This is a genomic window from Sorangiineae bacterium MSr11367 (genome assembly GCA_037157805.1).
In the GTDB taxonomy this organism is placed as follows: domain Bacteria; phylum Myxococcota_A; class Polyangia; order Polyangiales; family Polyangiaceae; genus Pendulispora; species Pendulispora rubella.
This window is the reverse complement of sequence record CP089983.1, coordinates 10,353,822-10,371,049: the sequence shown is the minus strand read 5'-3', so window position 1 is coordinate 10,371,049 and position 17,228 is coordinate 10,353,822. Positions and strand designations below refer to the sequence as shown.

Annotated in this window: 12 protein-coding genes; 7 read left to right on the top strand and 5 right to left on the bottom strand. The window is 67.8% G+C overall.

What is annotated here, in order from left to right; translation table 11 throughout:
• Positions 1-14: 14 nt before the first annotated feature.
• Entirely contained in the window at positions 15-1,271 is a 1,257-nt protein-coding gene (locus LVJ94_39940; GenBank protein WXB03067.1) for an HlyD family secretion protein, read from the bottom strand.
• A 227-nt stretch (positions 1,272-1,498) separates the two neighbouring features.
• On the opposite strand from LVJ94_39940, the gene LVJ94_39935 reads away from it, so the two are divergent.
• Together LVJ94_39935 and LVJ94_39930 are read left to right on the top strand one after the other, a co-directional pair.
• Positions 1,499-2,110: a TetR/AcrR family transcriptional regulator gene (locus LVJ94_39935; GenBank protein WXB03066.1), complete on the top strand. Its 612-nt coding sequence runs from the start codon at positions 1,499-1,501 to the stop codon at positions 2,108-2,110.
• 118 nt (positions 2,111-2,228) lie between these two features.
• Entirely contained in the window at positions 2,229-3,788 is a 1,560-nt protein-coding gene (locus tag LVJ94_39930) for a YifB family Mg chelatase-like AAA ATPase (GenBank protein WXB03065.1), read from the top strand.
• On the opposite strand, the gene LVJ94_39925 is transcribed toward LVJ94_39930, so the two are convergent.
• The 3 genes from LVJ94_39925 to LVJ94_39915 form a co-directional block, all read right to left on the bottom strand.
• Positions 3,769-4,095 carry a SemiSWEET transporter gene (locus LVJ94_39925; protein WXB03064.1) on the bottom strand — a complete coding sequence of 109 codons (327 nt, stop codon included), beginning with the start codon at positions 4,093-4,095 and terminating at the stop codon, positions 3,769-3,771. The genes LVJ94_39930 and LVJ94_39925 overlap by 20 nt on opposite strands.
• A gap of 219 nt (positions 4,096-4,314) precedes the next feature.
• Positions 4,315-5,202 (bottom strand): DMT family transporter, encoded by an 888-nt coding sequence (locus LVJ94_39920; protein WXB03063.1) that lies wholly within the window; start codon positions 5,200-5,202, stop codon positions 4,315-4,317.
• A gap of 117 nt (positions 5,203-5,319) precedes the next feature.
• On the bottom strand, positions 5,320-6,351 hold the full coding sequence (locus LVJ94_39915) for a hypothetical protein (GenBank protein ID WXB03062.1): 1,032 nt from the start codon (positions 6,349-6,351) through the stop codon (positions 5,320-5,322).
• A 157-nt stretch (positions 6,352-6,508) separates the two neighbouring features.
• Here LVJ94_39915 and LVJ94_39910 point away from each other — a divergent pair, with 157 nt between their 5' ends.
• Genes LVJ94_39910 through LVJ94_39890 form a run of 5 tightly spaced genes read left to right on the top strand, consistent with a single transcriptional unit; the run spans position 6,509 to position 15,980 of the window.
• Positions 6,509-8,668 (top strand): hypothetical protein, encoded by a 2,160-nt coding sequence (locus LVJ94_39910; GenBank protein WXB03061.1) that lies wholly within the window; start codon positions 6,509-6,511, stop codon positions 8,666-8,668.
• The gene (locus LVJ94_39905) at positions 8,665-9,387 is read left to right on the top strand and encodes a hypothetical protein (protein WXB03060.1); all 723 of its coding nucleotides are present in this window, start codon (positions 8,665-8,667) and stop codon (positions 9,385-9,387) included. Before LVJ94_39910 ends, LVJ94_39905 begins: the two co-directional genes overlap by 4 nt.
• 7 nt (positions 9,388-9,394) lie before the next feature.
• A complete protein-coding gene (locus LVJ94_39900; protein ID WXB03059.1) occupies positions 9,395-10,840 on the top strand; it encodes a DUF1501 domain-containing protein in 1,446 nt (481 codons plus the stop codon).
• The gene (locus LVJ94_39895; GenBank protein WXB03058.1) at positions 10,837-14,604 is read left to right on the top strand and encodes an FG-GAP-like repeat-containing protein; all 3,768 of its coding nucleotides are present in this window, start codon (positions 10,837-10,839) and stop codon (positions 14,602-14,604) included. Before LVJ94_39900 ends, LVJ94_39895 begins: the two co-directional genes overlap by 4 nt.
• Positions 14,601-15,980 carry a hypothetical protein gene (locus LVJ94_39890; protein WXB03057.1) on the top strand — a complete coding sequence of 460 codons (1,380 nt, stop codon included), beginning with the start codon at positions 14,601-14,603 and terminating at the stop codon, positions 15,978-15,980. Before LVJ94_39895 ends, LVJ94_39890 begins: the two co-directional genes overlap by 4 nt.
• On the opposite strand, the gene LVJ94_39885 is transcribed toward LVJ94_39890, so the two are convergent.
• Positions 15,977-17,218, bottom strand: a complete 1,242-nt coding sequence (locus LVJ94_39885; GenBank protein ID WXB03056.1) for an ATP-grasp domain-containing protein — start codon at positions 17,216-17,218, stop codon at positions 15,977-15,979. The two genes, LVJ94_39890 and LVJ94_39885, sit on opposite strands and share 4 nt — an antisense overlap.
• Positions 17,219-17,228: the final 10 nt, after the last annotated feature.

Sequence of the window (17,228 nt, the reverse complement as noted above, 5' to 3'; positions counted from 1 at the left end):
ACCCCTTTGTTCTTCTACTTTCGCGTGTCGACGGTGAGGTCGACGCTCATGCCGGGCCGCAGGACGATGCCGTCGGGCGCCGCGTGCAGCTTCACCCGAACGGGAAGCCGCTGAACGATCTTGGTGAAGTTGCCCGTCGCGTTGTCGGGCGGCAACAGCGTGAAGCGCGAGCCGGTTGCGCCGGAGAGGCTTTCGATCTCGCCTTCGAACTCGCGGCCCGGGAACGCATCCACCGAGAAATGCGCCGGTTGTCCTACGCGCATGTTGGTGACCTGCGTCTCCTTGAAGTTGCCCGTCAGGTAAATCTCCGGCGTGACGAGCTGCACGATCGTCTGCCCCAGGGCGACGTTTTGACCTTCGTTGATCGTTTTTTTCGAGACGACCCCGTCATGCGGGGCGACGATCTTCGTATAGGACAGATCGAGGGCGGCAAGATCGCGTTGGGCCTGTGCGGTCGCGACCTGTGCATGCGCTTGCGCCGCGCGGGCGCGCGCTTGGCGGACGAGCACCGGAACGTTGTTCGCCTGCTTGGCCTTGGCGTCGGCCTCGGCCACCTTGCTGCGGTTCTGCGCGACCGAGAGCTTCTCCGTCGTCAGGCGCGAACGGGCGGCATCGAGGTTCGCCGCGGCCAAGTTGTAGGTCGTATCGGCCTGATCGAAATTGGCCTTCGCGATGGCGCCGCTGTCGAAGAGCGACTTGGCCCGATCGCGATCGATCTTTGCCTGCGCCAGGTTGGCCTCGGCGGATTGGACCAGGGCTTCACGCTCCTTGATTTGATCCTGCGTGGTGGCCACGCCGGCAACGGCGGTTTGCAAGCTCGCATCGGCAAACGACTTGTTGCCGACGGCGTTGGTTTCGGCAACCTGGGCGTCGGCATCGGCCGCATCCGCCGAAGCGATGGCGGCGGCGACGCTGGCCTCGGCCTGCGCGAGGCGCGCTTTGGCCGGTGCATCGTCCAACTCGGCGAGGGCATCGCCCGCGTGCACTTGCTGGTTTTCCGTGAAGAGAATCTTGGTGACCGTACCGGCGGTGCGCGCCGGAACGGCGACGATGTTCGTGTCGATCTGCGCGTTGTCCGTCGTCTCGAGTCCGCGGTGCGCGAGGTACCACGCGCCCCCCGTGGCGATGGCGATGGCCGCGACGCCCATCATCATGCGGCGGCGGCGCTGCGGTTGAGCGGCCTGTGCCGGAGCTTCGGCGACTTCTGCGGCTGGGGCGTCCGTAAGAGTGGAGCTGGTGACGTTGCTATCGATGCTGGCTGATTGAGACATTTGCGTGTGCCCTCATACCCGGCAACCGGGTGTTGCCATATTGATGCTCCCACCTTGATTTGGCAACTCATGGTTGCCATGTTTTTGAGGTAGAAAGGTTCCTGACCGGATCGCCATCCGGCAAGGGGGCAGAAAAGCTCATGACCGAAGAAAACCGACCCACCGAGGAACCGAGACCTCGGCTTCGAAATGCCGGCCGTAGCACGCGTAGAACCGAAGGGATCCGCGTGCAGGGCCGAAGCGCCGAAATCGTCGAGCTCGTATTGCAGAATGCGGCCGAGGAATTCGGGCGAAATGGCTACGCCGGCATGCGTGTCGACGAAATCGCCACGCGTTCCGGCGTGAATAAGACAACTATTTACCGACGCTGGCCGACAAAGGACGATCTGGTGGTGGCGGCCCTTCGCCACATCAGCCCATACAAGCAGCCACCCAACACTGGCTCGCTGCGCGAGGATCTCCTTGGATTGCTGCGCAATATCGTGGAGATGGCCTCCACGCCCAAGGGCCTCGCGATCTTTCGCGCCATCCAGATCGAGCGCGGCCAGCCTGCGTTCGAGCCGGTGCTCACGCGTCTCAAGAACGAGATGGCGGGCAACCGGCAGGTGATCTTCGACCGCGCCATCCTCCGTGGCGAGCTACCCGTGACCACGGACACCCAACTCGTGGGCGAGTTGTGCTTTGCCGCGATGTTCCTCCGCATCGTGACCGTCGGGCAAAAGGTCGACGACCCATTCCTCGAGTCCGTGGTCGACATGATCGTTGCCGGCGCCAAGGCGGTGGGCGCCAAGGCCAGCGAGTCCATCGCCGGCCAGGCCAACCAAGCCAGCGTGGAGTAAGACCCGCGCGCCGCCTGTCCGGGACAGGGCTGAATCTGTCCCGGACAGGGCGCGATGTTGGATTCTCCGGCAAAGTCGGCAGGCTGGCCGTGGCACGGCGTTCGCGATGGCGATGGGCATGCTCGTCACCGCCCTGAGTGCCACGTTGATTGGTCTGCAAGCGCAACTCGTTCGTGTGGAGGTCGAGGTCGCGCGTGGCGTTCCCTCGTTCGAATTGGTGGGGCTCGCGGAGGCTTCCGTGCGGGAAAGCCGGGTGCGCGTCAAAGCGGCGCTCGCCCAAATCGGGGTCGATCTTTCCGAGTACCGCATCATCGTGAACCTCGCGCCCGCCGACGTGAAAAAGACGGGGAGCGCCTTCGACTTGGCCATCGCCCTCGCCACGTTGGCGGCATTGGAGATCGTGCCCGTGGCGTCATTTGCGGAGACGCTCCTGGTCGGGGAGCTGTCGCTCGCGGGAAGTGTGCAGTCCGTTCGCGGGGCGCTTCCTCTCTTGCTCGGCGCGCGCCAGCGCGGCCTGAAAAAGGCGATCGTTCCGGTATTCAACGAGGCGGAGGCCGGCCTGGTCTCCGGGATCGATGTGCGCGTGGTCGGGGCGATCCAGGATCTCGTGGCCGGCTTGCGGGGCGAGCAAGCCATTGCGCCGGCCAAACCCGGGTGGAACAAGGAGGAACGCGCACCCCCGCTCGACGATTTGAGCGAGGTTCGCGGTCAGAGTTACGCGCGCCGGGCCTTGGAGATTGCGGCCGCCGGGGCGCACAACCTGCTCATGGTCGGTAGCCCTGGCGCCGGAAAGACGATGCTCGCGCGGCGCCTGCCCACGGTTCTTCCGCCGCTGTCCGTCGACGAGGCGTTGGAGGTGATGGCCATCCACAGCGTGGGCGGGTTGCTCCCACCGGAGTGTCCGCTGTCGTTCACGCCACCGTTCCGTGCGCCCCATCATTCCATCAGCGAGGCGGGGCTGGTCGGTGGGGGCGATCCGCGGCCGGGGGAGGTGAGCATCGCCCACCGGGGCGTGCTGTTCCTCGACGAGCTTCCCGAGTTTCGCCGCGCCGCGCTGGAAGCACTTCGGCAGCCGCTGGAGGACGGCGTGGTCACCATTTCGCGCGCGTACGGCACGGCCACCTTTCCAGCGCGTCCACTGCTCGTTGCCGCAATGAATCCGTGCGCGTGCGGTTACCACGCCGACGGTACCGACCGGTGCACGTGCACGGTCGATCGCATTCGGGCCTATCGGGGCCGCATCAGCGGTCCGCTTCTCGATCGGATCGACGTGCAAGTGGCCCTGCCACCGGTGCACGTGAGCGCGCTCGCGCCATCGCGTCCCGGCGAGTCGTCGGCCACCGTCGCCGTGCGCGTGGCCGCTGCACGGGAGATCCAGCTCGACCGCATGGCGCGCGGGGAGACGAGCGCGCCCACCAACGCCACACTCCGCCCCTCGGAGGCGGCGCGCGTGACGGCGTCGGCGGAAGGCCTAGCGCTTCTGACGAGTGCCGCGGCGCGGTACGGTCTTTCGGCGCGCGCCTACGGCAAGGTGCTGCGCGTGGCGCGCACCGTTGCCGATCTGGAGGGGAAAACGGCGGTCTCGCGCGAACACGTTTCGGAAGCCATCCAACTGCGCCTCCTCGACCGCTTTCACACGAAGCGGCCGATGGGAGGCCTTACGGCTCCAATGCCGTAGCGGCCGCAGTTGGCGTCACGACGTGGGCGGTCACGCGCGAACGCCGGCCATCGAAACGCAGCTTCATGCCGAGGATCCACAGGTCCAGGGCCAACGTCACCGCGTTGGCCGCGACGACGGGCCACGCCCGGGCCAAGAGTCCGTACGCCAGCCAGAGGAACACCCCCGTGCTGAAGATCGCGTACATGCCCACCGAGATGCCCTCGGTGCGCCGGGTGCGCCAGATCATCAAAGCCTGCGGAAGGAAGGACGCTGTCGTGAGGAACGCTGCGAAATAACCGACCAACTCGGGAAGCAATGGGGGCACGGTGCGGCATCGTTTAGGAGCTCGGCCCATCCGTGTCCAGAGCGCGCCTTCGAAATGTAACGCAAAGCGTTAGCGGCCGCTGCAGTAGCGCGTGGTGGGGCGTGTCGAGGGGCGGCGCGGAGAAAGACATCGACGTGTGACGGAATCGAGGTTGCCCTCCCAATCCAGCCCCATGGCACGGGGTGGTGGGCGACGTACCATGCGATCGAGGTGCCGGGGCTACGTCTGCGGTCGTACCTTTTGGCGGCCTCGCGAGATGGCCACCCCCAAAAGGCATGACAGTCCGCCGGCAAACGCGAGGGGCTTGGGAACTTCGCCGAGGGCGAGCCACGACATCACGATGACCATGGCCGGGACGACGTAGGTCGTGGCGCCCATCTTGCCGGCGGTGGTGCGCGCGAGGGCATAGGCCCAAGTGGTGAAAGCCACCGCCGTGGGGAAGATGCCGAGGTAGACGATACCGGCGGTGGCGAGGGGCGGTGCTTTGGCGATTTGTGCGGCGAGTTGCCCCGCGAAGGGTAGGCAGGTGATGGTGCCTACGAAACAGCCAAACGCGGTGACTTGCAGCGCCGAGGCATGTTGCAGGGCGGGTTTCTGCCAAATGACGGCGGCGGAATAGGCGACGGCGCCGAGCACGCACAGGGCGACCCCAAGAACCGAGGCATGGCCGCCCTCGGACATGGAAATGCCGACGACGACGGCCCCACCGAATGACACGGCCATTCCGGCGAGGAGCCGCCGAGGGAAGCCCTCCTTCAGAAGCCAGCCGCTGAGGAGCGCAATCAAGATGGGACCGATGTTGATGATCATCGCGGCCGTGCCGGCGTCCACCTCCTGCTCACCCCAGTTGAGGACCACCATGTAGAGGCCGAACCAGAGGACACCGGAAACGACGATGCCGCGCCACGCTTTGCGCGCGGGCCAGCCTTCGCGCCGCACCAGGCAGATGAGGCCGAGCGAGATGGAGCCGATCAGCAGACGGCCGAGCGCCAGCGCCCCAGGCGAAAAGTCACGTGCGGCTGCGCGGATGGCCACGAACGAGGACGCCCAGCAGAACAATGTGACCAGCACGGCGGCGAAGGCGCGCCGGTCGATGCGAGGCTTCACGGACTCGATGGAAGCAGGGCGGGATTGCGCGGAAGCGGTCATGCCGTTGCATGTGTAGGGTCGCGCGGCCCCGTGCCCAATCCGTTCCTTGCTTTCGAATTCGCCAGGCGACCGGAGCTACCGGAGATAGATTTCCATCGGCTGGTTGTTGGCGCGATTCGTGTCGCCGTCCCACTTGAACGTGGAGAGGACGCCGAAGAAGTGCAGTCCCTTGGCGTTGTTGCGCGACCAATAGATGTCCGGGTAGCGCCTGTCGTTCACGTTGCCGGAAAAACTTACGCCGTCTACGTTGGCCCTCGACCCCGTCCATAGCGCGACCTGTTGGTCCTTGGACAATTTGTGAAGGTCGTAGTTGAGAATGTTGCCTGCGCGGAGATTGTCCAACAGGACGGTGCTCTCCGCGTTGCTGCTGAGCGAGTCGTTTGGGTCGGCGTTCTGCCGAATGTGAATCTGGGTGGAGAGGCCGGCGAGGGCCTTCATGGTCGCGGTCTTCATGTAGCAATTCGACTCGACGTCGATGGGGAGTTCGGCGTTGGCCTCGGCGAGATCGGACGGGCCGCGCTGGTTGCTCGTGGCCTCGATGAGCGACCAGCCGCCGCCGTCGAATTCCATCTCGCAGCGGGTGACCGTTTTCTCGTCGCCGGGCTTGAGCACGTACAAGACAGTGGCGGCTACGGGAAACGAGGCCTTCAGTTCTTTGCAGGTTCGAAAGAGGGCGCATGTAACCTGCACGGTTTGCACGTCGACGTCGCCGACGGTGCCGGTTGCCGAGGCGACGGTGCACGATTGATGCGGTGAGGTGGGAAGTCCGCCAGGCTTGACGCGGACGTTGTACGTCGCGCCGATGCGCACGGCGGCGGGGAAGGTGAAGGTGCCATCGCCAGAGACGAGCACGTCGTCGCCGCCGTTGTTCTGCAAGGTGAGGCCGCGGCCTTGAAGGCCGACCACCGTTCCTCCGACGAAGTGCGTGCCGGCCGGCGGCGGGCCCGCGTCGGGGCGTGGGCCCGCGCCGACGTCGGGGCCCGCATCTTGGGCCGTGCCAGGGGGCGGGGTGACGCCACCCTCATCGAGCCCGCACGCGGGGAAGAGCACCGCGAGCGAGCACGCAGAGAGGGAAAGGACGGCACGCGCGAAGGAAGCGCTCGGCATGGACCTGTTGAAGCGTACGTCGAAGACGTCGAGATCGCCAGTCAGCTCCGCCGTACGCAACTCCTGAAAAGGTCTTTCCTTTTTGTAACTGAAGTCTGAATCATCGCGGTGCGACAATCACCGATGGACCTGGCACTTCCGGTTCCTCCTTTGCCCCATGAGTTCGTTCGGCCCCGCATATGCCGCGTATCTACGCGTTCTCTCTCGCTTCCTGGCGGTGCGCGGCCGCCGCGGCGCGCTGGGTTTTTTCCTCATCGTGATCACGCCTCTGGTGGGTGTGTGCGCGTCCGCATGCGGGGGCGCGGGCTCGTCGACCTCGCCGACGAAGGCCAGCGCGCCGCGCACCGAAGCGCATGGCGAAAGGGGCGACGAGGCGTGTCCTGCATGTGCCGCGGATGCCACGCGCTACCTGCGCCAGCTCTCGCTCGATTTGCGCGGACGACCGCCGTCGGTCGAGGAGCTGGAGCAGGTGCGCACGTCGCAAGACGTGACGCCCGAGACGATCGACGCGATGGTGCACTCGGACGAGTTCCTCGGTCGCGTGCGCACGTGGCACATGGCCCTGCTCTGGCCGAACCTCGATGGCTTCCACGTTCGCGGCGCGCCGCTCGTTGCCATCGACTACGACGATGCGACGGGGCGCCAAAAGGGTGGCACCTTCTCGCCCGATCCGGCGATGGTCGAAGACGGCCCCGCGCCCAAGGGCAGGAGCGGAAAGCGGCCCGCCGCGCGCGGCTTCGTGTACCACCCTGACGGGTACGTGAACCAGCTCCTGCGTGGCGGCGAGGTTGGCGCCACGCTGTGCGATCCGCGGATCGAGTACCCCAAGCCGGCGGCGGCGCGCATGGAAGGCGGCCGCTCGGTGGCGCCCGCGCAGCCGACGTACAGCGTGGTGGGGACCGACAAGAAGAGACGCAAATATCCCTATTACGACGCGGACGGCGTTCCGCTGCCGTACCACGATGCGGCGCATTGCCCCAACTATTGCTCCAGCAAAGGCGACGCCGAGCGCGCCTCGCGCGATTACAAAGGAAGGCGCGAGTATTACGCGCCGATGAATGCCAAGGGCGCGGACGCCAAACCGCACGAGCTCGACCCGCCCGATATGCATTGCCCGGATGCGTTCCCGCACCGCGTGGTGAACTCGTGCGACAACCACGTCGGGTCCAACGACCCGGAGATGGTGGTGCGGGTGCGCCGCGAGGGGATGCGCAAGGTGCGTCATTATTGGTCCGGCACCACGGAGGTTCGCACGTGCGCCTACGACGCGCAGGAGCGCACGAACAGCACGATCACCGGTGCCTCCTGCGCGGGCAATGCGCTGCGTGACGCTTCCTGCGGCTGCGGACCGCAGGGCATGTATTGCATGCCGAGCATCCTCTCGGCAGGGGTTGCCAGCTCGCGCGCCGAATACGTGGTCCGCACGGCGCTGAACGAGGAGCCGCTTCGCATCGTGGAGTCGGTGGTCGCGCGGGACGAAGACTACTTCGACATCTTTCGCACGCGCCGCTCGTTCATGAATGGGCCGCTCGCGATGCTGTACAAGAACCAGCTCGGGTCGCTGCAAGGGCTCGCGTTGAGTGCGCCAGCATCGGCGGAGGCGCTTCCGGACATCTCGTACGACGATGCGGGCTTTCGCGAATACCTGCGCGATGCGCAGCATGCGGGCGTGCTCACGACGCCGGCGTACCTGGGGCGCTTTCCCACCTGGCGCTCGCGTGTTTCGCAATTTCGGACGGCATTCATGTGTCGCCCGTTCACGCCCGGAAGTGCGGCGCTGCCCTCGCCCGACGATGCATGCACCCGCGAGCCGAATCTGGCGCAGCGATGCGGCTGCAAGAATTGCCACGCCGCCCTCGAACCGATGACGGCGTGGTTCGGGCGTTGGGCCGAGCGCAGTGCGCAATACCTCGGGCCGGCGGAGTATCCGGCGCGCGATCCATCGTGCGAGCAATGCGCGGTGAACAAGAAGGGGTGCACCGAGCGGTGCCGCACGCAGTATGTGGTCGACACGGTGAATGCGGACGGCGCACGCTATGCGGGCACGTTGCGCGGGTACCTCTATCGCACCAAGGACGAAGAGGCGCGCATCGACGAAGGGCCGGGCGGGCTCGTCGCGAGCGCCATTGCCTCCGGGGAGCTCGAGAGCTGCACCATTCGAACGGCCTGGGGCAAGCTTCTCGGGCGATCCATGAGCGACGACGAGATGCAGGCCGTGCTGCCGGAGCTCGCGCGCCGCTTCGAGCGGAGCCATCACAGCTACCGCGATTTGATCAAGGCCATCGTCACATCGCCCGCGTATCGGAGGGTCGATTGACCCGTGTGCTCGCATGCGTCTTGCCGCTCGTCCTCGCGACGTGCGAAAGCACGGCACCGCTGCCCGAACCGCGCACCGTGCAGGGACGCGCGGTGCCCGTGGAGACGGCGGGGGCGCTGCCCGAAGGTCATCCCGAGATCCCGCTGGCCGAGCCGGCGTCGAACGATGGGCGCGTGGGGCGGGCTCCGCACCGACTCTCCGTCGAGCAACTCCGCGCGTCGCTGCTCGCGGCCACCGGCTACACCTGGATGGCCTCTCGGGTGGTGAACGATCCCGATTCGCTCGCCGGCGTGACGTACCTCCCGGATGCCGACATGCTGGAGGCGCTCGCGGCCACGCTCGGCCGGCCCGACTACGTGACCAGCACGAGCGAGGCCATCGAGCCGGCGGTGACCTTCTCCAAGCTGGCGGGGGATGCGGCGCGTTCGTCGTGCCGCATGTCGGTCAAGGCCGACACCACCGCGGCCGAGAAGGAGCGGCGGATCCTGCGGTATGCGACAGCGAAGGATACGCTGGTATCCAATTCCGATGCGATAAGGAGGAATCTCTCGTATTTGGTATTGCGCTTCTGGGGCCGCACCCTCGCCCCGAACGATGCCCAGCTCGCACCGCTCGTGACCCTTTTCGAGAAGGCCACCGCCGCGCCAGGCACACCCGTCGAAGGCTGGCGCGCCGTCTGCATTGCCATGGCCACCGACCCCCAGTTTCTCACCTATTGAGGCCCCCATGAGAAAGGACGAAACCCGGAAACCGATGCACTTCACGCGGCGCGATCTCCTACGCAGTGTGATGACGTTGACGGCGGCAGGTTTCGCGTCGCGTTTGGGCTTCCCCGCGCTGGCCCAGGCCGCGGCGCAGGTGTCGTCCACGCGCCGGTTCGTCTTTTGTTACTTCCCCGGTGGCTGGGATCAATTGCTCTTTTTGGATCCGCGCGATCCCACGGCCAATGGCAAAAAGTTCGACGACGAGAACCGCGCGAACACGCTGACCGAGACGCGGTATGCGTCGCTCGATGGCCACAATGGGTTTTCGTCCAAGGTGGTGACGGCCGGGAATCTCACGTTCGGGCCGGCGGTGGAAAAGGCCAATTCGACGTTGCCGAAGCTGACGAAGCATTATCAGCGCCTGGCCATCGTGCGCGGCATCAACATGGGAACGTTGGGGCACGAAGTCGGGTATCGCTACTTTCTCACCGCGAAGTTTCCCGCGGGGAACACGGCGCGGGGGACCAGCCTGGCGACGGAGGCCGCTGCGCAGATGCAATCGCCCCTGCCGCTTCCGGCGCTCTCGCTGCGCGTGGAGTCGTACAACGAGCATCGCCCGGGCCAGTATTCCGCGATGCGGGTCGACAGCATCGACGATTTGCTCATGGTGCTCGAGCGCGGGAAAGACCTGCTCGAGCGCGATGCGGTGGAGGAGGCGCTCACCGATTATGCGAAGCAAGGGGCGCCGTGCGCGGTGAACGTGTACGACCGCCGCGGACTGCTCACGCGCATGCGCGGGACGGATGGCGCGGCGCGCGCTACCTTGAGTTCGAAGCTCGCGAACAAGTTTCGTTTTCCCACGGGCAAGGATGATCTGAGTGCGGCGGTGCGCCAGCAATACGGTTTGAACCGAGGCGAGGCGGCATCGTCGGCCGCGCGTGCGGCGTTTGCAGCGCAGGCCATCAAAGAGCAAGTGGCCCAGTGCGTTTCGGTGGCCATCGGTGGCGGGACCGATACGCATTTCCTCGGCAACGGCGGGCATGCGGACGCGCTTCATCCGGGCATTGCGGCATTTGCGGCGCTGATCGACGACTTGGCCAAATCGCCGGCGCCGCCGGAGCTTCAGCGCTTGGGCGGTGACTCGTGGCTCGATCACACGACGTTGCTCGCCTTCAGCGAGTTCGCGCGCACGCCGATGTTCAATACCTTCGGCGGGCGCGATCACCACCTCACGAGCTCGTGCCTTCTCGCGGGGGCGGGCATCGTGGGCAATCAGGTCGTCGGCGCCTCGGGCGACGTCGGCATGGGGCCGGGGCGCTACGACTTCAAGACGCGGCGGACGACGAGTCAAGGCGGCGAGAACATCAAGCCGGAGCACGTCGCGGCGACGCTGTTGGCGAGCGCGGGGCTCGATCCGGGCGGTGCGCTCATTCGCGAGGAGCCGCTGCGGGTGTTGGTTGCCGGATGACGCGATCCTGGTGGGCGTCCCTTCTCGTGGTGTTCGGCGCGGCGGCGTGTGGGGCCGGTGATGAGCATCCCGTGGCGCTCGAGCCGGTGTCGGTGGATGGATTCTCGTGCGCACCGTTTCAGATGCAGAGTGCACAGGTTCGCATGGCCACCGGTTCGGCGGTGGCGCTTCATGCCGTGGGTGGCTCGGGTGTGGCGACGTTCGGCCTCGCCGGGGAGACCGGCGGCGCGAGCATCGAGCCGGGTGGCGGCCTGCGTGCAGGCAAGCGCGCGGCCTCGTTCGAGGCGATTGCGCGCGATGGTCGCTGCCGCGCGGAGGCTCGCACCCGTGTGGAGGTGATCGGGCCCTTCGCCGTCGAGCCCGCGTCCATCGTCGTGGCCCGCGGCACGCGGCTTTCGCTTGCGCCGAGCGGGGCACTCGGTCGCGTCTCGTACACCGTACTCGAGCGGCCCGGGGGGCGCGAGGGCGCGCTCGGGAAGATCGATGCGAAGGACGATGCGGCGTCGTTCGTCGCGGGCGACGAGGAGGGCACCTACCGCATTGCCGCGCGGGACGTCGGAAGCGGCCATGAAGCGCTGCTCACGGTGACGGTGGGCAAACCCGTTCCACTGCGCCCGCGCGCGGAGCTCTATGCCGTGCCGGCGCGCGGGCGTGTTCGGCTCGATTTCCGCGGCGGCTCCGCGCGCGTGGAGCCCGTGTCGGTCGGCGGCGCCGGAGGGCGCGTGACCCTGGAATCGGGCGACGCGTGGTTCGAGGCTGGCGCAGCGCCCGGCATGGCCGATGTCACGGTGCGCGATCGCTTCACGAAGGAGACGGCCAAGGTGCGCGTCCTCGTGGCCGAGACGCTCGGCGCGCCGTCGCTCCCGCGCGGAATGCAGTCCGGTCTGGGCGATCTCGCGTCCGGTGATGTCAACGGTGACGGCAAGCCCGACATCGTGGTGGGCCACTCCGAGCGAAGCAAGGTGGCCATGGAGGCGGGCGGCATCCTGGTGTACGCGGGAAGCGGTGCGCCGGGCGCGGTGGAGGCCGTCCCCGCGGTCATCGAAGGCGAGCGCCCCGCCGACCATCTCGGCGCCGTCCTCGCGGTGCGGGATCTCAACGGCGATGGCATCGACGACATCGTGGCGGGCATTCCCGACGCGGACCTCGGTGACGCGGATCGCGGGGCGGTGGCCGTCTACCTCGGCTCGAGCCATGGCGTCGCGCCGGAGCCCGATCGCGTCATGGCCGGCGAGGGGATGAACCACCATTTCGGCGCGGCGCTTGCGCTCGGCGATCTCGATGGAGACGGCGCGCCGGATCTCGCCGTCTCCGCGCCCACCGGTCGTAGCTCCTTCGAGCCGGGCTGCGAGGGCGGCCGCGTCTCGATTTTTCGCAATCGAAAGACACCGCGGGCCGTGTTCGAGAGCGTGCCCGAGCAAACCCTGGACATGCGCCCCGTGCAAAGCGACTCCGATGCCGTGCCCGCGTGCGGCAACGGACCCACCGGGGCCGGGCGCGCGCTCGCCCTCATCGACATGGATGGCGACAAGACGGCCGATCTCGTCGTGGGGCTGCCGCAGGTGTCCTTCCCGCAGCCCGGCAAGGCGCACGGCCAGGTGCTCGTCTTTCGCGGATTGGGTGGCGCACGCTTCGAGACCGATCCGGCGTGGGCCCTGGAGCTCGATGGGCCCCAGCGGCGTGACAATGCAGCCTTCGGGTCGGGGCTCGACGTCGTTCGGGCGGAGCCTCGCGGGTCCGAGGTGCTGGTGGTGCGTGCACCCGGTCTCGGTTTTTTCTCCTTCGCGCCGGGCTCTCTCGGGCCGCGCGGGCACGATCGACGCGCGCACGTGGTCACGACAGCGGCGGCGCGTGCGTTCTACGTGGACGACCGCCAGGCTGCGCGCGGGATTGCGCGAAGTGCGGCACTGGGAGACGTCGACCCTGCGGCGGGATTCGAATACGTGGTGTCGGCGCCGGAAAACCGTGGGGGCGTCTTGGTCTTCTCCGCGTCGGGCTTGCTCGATCGCCGCGGTGCACTGACCCCGCTCGCCGATGGCGCGGGCCGTCCGAACGAGTTCACCGGCCTTCGCATCGCGGCGGTGGGGGCGGGGGCGCTCGCTGTGTGGTCGCCGTGGAGGAACACGGCGCAGGGGAATTTTGCCGGTGCCATCGACGTCGTTGCCGCCGAACCCGCGCCATTCAAGGGCCGCTGGCCCGGCAAGGAAGCCATCGTGCTTCCCACGTTCGGCGCCGGCGATCGCGCGGGGCAGGCCGTCGAGCTCGGGGTGCTCGATGGCAAGAGCATCACGCTGGTGGGCGCACCCGGCGCGAACGTGCCCTCGCGCCTTCGCGCGGGCGCCGTCGATCTGTTCGGTGCGGATGCCGCGCGATCGCTGCAGCGCGTGACCGGCGAGCGGCAGGATGCGCAATTCGGGCGGGGCGCCATGGCGGTGCTGGACTTCGACGGGGATGGTCAACTCGATCTCGCGGTGGGCGATGCCGATGACAACTGGGGTGGCCCCACGCCGAAAGGCTTCGCGGACCCCGACGGGTGCTCCGTGCTCGACGCCGCGGGGAAGCCGGTTCAAACCGCACACCGCGGTTCGGTGCGCATCTATTCGGTGGCCGCCGGCAAAATGGTGGAGCGCTTCCGCCTCGTGGCCCCCAGAGAATCGCCGCGCAACATGAAGGGTTGGCCGCCTTACGCACGCGGGCGTTTCGGATTTTCCCTCGCCGTCGCCGACGTGAATGGCGACAAACTGGATGACCTCGTCGTGGGGCGGCCGAACGCGTTCGATGGAAGCGGCGCCGAAGTGATCCTCGGGCGAAAACACGATGCGGGCAACGATGTGCGGGTAGCCTGCAACGTCGGCGAGATGGGCAAGAACGGCGCACTGGTCATCCCGTCGATGGGGGAAGGCGCCCCGACGTCGTACGGCAGCGCGGTGGCGCGCGTCGGAGATCTCGACAAGGACGGATGCGACGAGGTGGCCATTTCGCTGTCGTCGACCGGTGGCTTTCCCGAGCACGCGGGCGTGGTCGTGGCCTTTGGCTACGATGCCGAGGGTAAGCGATGCCGAGGGCACGATCGGCCGTTCGTCCTGCGGCTCGTGGCTGACGATCATACGCTGGCCGACGACGTCGTGGGGGATCCGAAGACCCGCGCCAACGATCTGCAGGATCTGCGACAGCCGACGACCATGGGGCGCGTGCTGGCGCGGGGCTCGGGCGACTTCACCGGCGACGGCGTGCCCGACGTGGTCTTTCGGGACGGGGATCTGACGCTCGGCGAGATGCGCGGGCCGGCGGTGGAGATCCTCTCGGGCGCGTACCTCGCAAGCCTCTGCCCAAACCATCGATGCCCGCGGGGCCGGCATGGAGCACTCTTTTCCGATGGCGACTGGAACGTCGTGGCCATGCGCCCGCTCGGTGCGCCCGTGCGCCGTGTCCTCTTCGCGGGCCCCACGGCGCGTGGTGGCATTGCCTCCGTGGCACTGGGCGACGCGAACCGCGATGGCGTCGCCGATCTCGCGATGGGTGTGCCCGACGACTCCGACCAGGGCGAGTTCGCCGGGGCGGTTCGCGTGTACCTCGGGGGCAACAAGACGTCGGTGGACCCCTACGTGATGGCCGTGGGGGATCTCACGGAGACGAGCGTCTTCGGCGTGTCCGTGGCGCTTTCGCCGTCGGCGCTGGTCGTCGGGGCATCGGGGTCGACGCGCGGTGGTAAGGGCGCAAACCTCGGCGCCGCCTACCGCTGGAACCTGGAGGCGTCCAAATGAGGCGCGCCCTGCTTGTCGCGCTGCCGCTGCTGGCGGGCTGCGCAACCGCCGCGATTCAAGATCGCTCCGTGAGCGCGGTGGATCGCGCCCCGCGGGTGCTGCAGCGGGTGCCCCTTCCGGCGGGAGCCCGGGCCGTGGGCGTCGTGGCCCAGGAGGGGGGAGAGGGTATCATCGAGCTGGCAGACGGCCATTTCCTTCGTGTGGACGTGCGCGGGGAGGTGCAGCCCATCGACGGCGCCCCGGCGCTGCCGCGCGCGGAGTGGACCACGTCGGGCGGACTGCGCGCCGAATACGGCGGGCGATGGTTCGCGCTCGAGGCGCCGCCTGGGAACGAGCTCGGTGTCGCGCCCGAGGGACTCCGTAGCATCGCGCAGGTCGTCCCGCTCACGTTCCGCGGCGCGAAGGACGCAAAAGGCGCGCGCGATGCGTGGATCCGCATCGGCACGAGCGTGGTGCGCGTTCATCTCGAGGGTGGCGCCGACGCACCCAAGGTCACATGGATGGACCCGGCGCCGGGAGCCTCTGTCGGTGCCGTGCAATCGATCGCGCGCATCGACGAGGGGCGCGGCGCCATGGCGAGCGACCGCGGTTTGACCCTCGTCTCCGAGGGGACCATCCGCACGTACCGCGATGCCGGCATCCCCGGACCACTCGGCGGTGGCGGTGGCTGGGCGTGGGTCGGCTGGAATGGCCAGATCCTTCGCACCGACGGCGAGACTTGGGAATCGCTGGCCAAGGACGTCGTCCTCGGCCAAGGCGCGCGCCTCGCGGTGGACGGTGGAACGGGGACCTTTGCGCTCGTTCTCGATGGCGCGGGCGGCGTGTGGCGCATCCAGGCCGACGGCGCGCTGTTTCTCTCCGGGCTCGCCAACGGCGCCGCCGTTTTCGACACGAAGCTCGAGCTCGAGGCTTCCCCCGCCGAGCGCGACGCCCTCGAGCGGGTCTCGTTCGCCCTCGACGGGAAGGACGTCGCCTCCCGCACCGCGCCGCCGTGGGGGTGGGGAACCGACGGCGTTCGCCCTGCCGACCTCGCGTCCATCGGCTTCGGCACGCACCGCATCGACGTGCGCGCGCGCTTCGGCGACGGCCGCGAACGCACGCGCACCTTGCGCTTCGACTACCGTTCGCCGATCGGGCGCATCCCCACGTACGACGCCGACATCGCCCCGCTCTACGACGCCAAGTGCGGCTCCTGCCACACGGCCGGCGTTGGCCGCGGCGTCGCGCGCGATCTCTCGTCGTACGAGCGCCTCTCCGGCCAAGCCGCCGCCGTGCGCCGCGCCGTTCGCCAGGGCCGGATGCCCCCCGATCTTCGCCTGGACCCGGTTTCCACCAGCCTGTTCACCGCCTGGATCGACGGCCGCACGCCCCGTTAGACGATATCCATCCGCGCTTCGCACGCGCGAACGGCTGCGTAATCCTCCGCCACGGCGGCGGCGTCTTCGCTGGCCAGCACCACTTGGCCGATCGAGGTGAACACGTCGACCGTGCGCGGGACGTGATCGCCCGTGCCGTACACCAGGTGAATGTCCTGGAACGTCGGTCGCTGGCTCAATGCCTTCATCTCTTCGGCGTTGCGCCACGTGCCGGTGCGGGCGGCCGACAGATAGGCCACCGTGACGTGCTTGTTCAGCCGGTAGCCGTCGCCGCCGAGGGGCTCGCCGACCATATGGCGCACGCAGCGATCGATCTGCGAATCGCCCGTGGCCAATCGGGTCAGGCGCTGCTGGTGCCCGCCCGAGAGGCGCGCGTTCACCTCGATCAAACGGGGGCCTCGGGGCGTGTCCATCACCTCCACGTGGGCGGCGCCGTTGCGCATGCCCACGGCATCGAGCGCCGCGCGCACGTAGTCGTAGAGCGCCTCCACGCGCGGGGCGTCGGGCGGCAAAAAGTCCACCGCTTCGTAAATCCCGAGCCGGTCGTCGATGGCCCGCTTGCGGTACCGACAGACCGACACCAGCCCGTGCGCTCCGCCCGCCGTGTACGTATCGACCGCGTACTCCGTTCCCTCGCCGAACTCCTGCACGAGCACAGCTTCGTTGTGCAGCCCCATCTTGTTGATCACGCCGAGGATCTGCGCGAACACCGGACGCCAATCCTGGCCCGCCCGCACGATGTGCACGTTGTCGGTGCCTGCACTCTTCGGTGGCTTGAGCACCAAAGGCTGCCCCTCCAGGCCAAATTCGGCAATCCATGCCTCCACCGCCTCCGGCTTCGCCGTGCCGACTTGGTGCAGCACCGGAATTCCGTTGCGGTGCAACGCCAGCGCGGTCTGCCACTTGTCGCGGCGCGCCGCGGCCAGCTCCGGCACGTTGCCGACGTGCGGCATCAGCCGCGCGGTGAGCGCCTCGGCGAGCTCCACGCCCGACTCGTTGCCCGGCAGGATGCACAACGGCGAAAACTCGGCCACGCGCGCCGCGAGATCGGCCTCGGGCATCGTGCCGTCGAGGATGCTCTCGAAGTGCGAAGGATTCCAGCTGTCGAGCGCACTCTCGGGGATCTCGAAGGCCGTGCGCACGGCGACCGCGTCCACGTTCTTCGCACGAAATGCAGGTGCCAATCCGTATCCCGAAGAATACGGGTCCACGATGACTACTTTGGATCGATTGCTCACGATGGCCCTC

Excerpts from the sequence above, each read along its gene's own strand:
- LVJ94_39940 (WXB03067.1), bottom strand. The coding sequence starts at position 1,271 with ATGTCTCAATCAGCCAGCATCGATAGCAACGTCACCAGCTCCACTCTT.
- LVJ94_39930 (WXB03065.1), top strand. The coding sequence starts at position 2,229 with ATGCTCGTCACCGCCCTGAGTGCCACGTTGATTGGTCTGCAAGCGCAA.
- LVJ94_39915 (WXB03062.1), bottom strand. The coding sequence starts at position 6,351 with ATGCCGAGCGCTTCCTTCGCGCGTGCCGTCCTTTCCCTCTCTGCGTGC.
- LVJ94_39910 (WXB03061.1), top strand. The coding sequence starts at position 6,509 with ATGAGTTCGTTCGGCCCCGCATATGCCGCGTATCTACGCGTTCTCTCT.
- LVJ94_39900 (WXB03059.1), top strand. The coding sequence starts at position 9,395 with ATGAGAAAGGACGAAACCCGGAAACCGATGCACTTCACGCGGCGCGAT.
- LVJ94_39895 (WXB03058.1), top strand. The coding sequence starts at position 10,837 with ATGACGCGATCCTGGTGGGCGTCCCTTCTCGTGGTGTTCGGCGCGGCG.
- LVJ94_39890 (WXB03057.1), top strand. The coding sequence starts at position 14,601 with ATGAGGCGCGCCCTGCTTGTCGCGCTGCCGCTGCTGGCGGGCTGCGCA.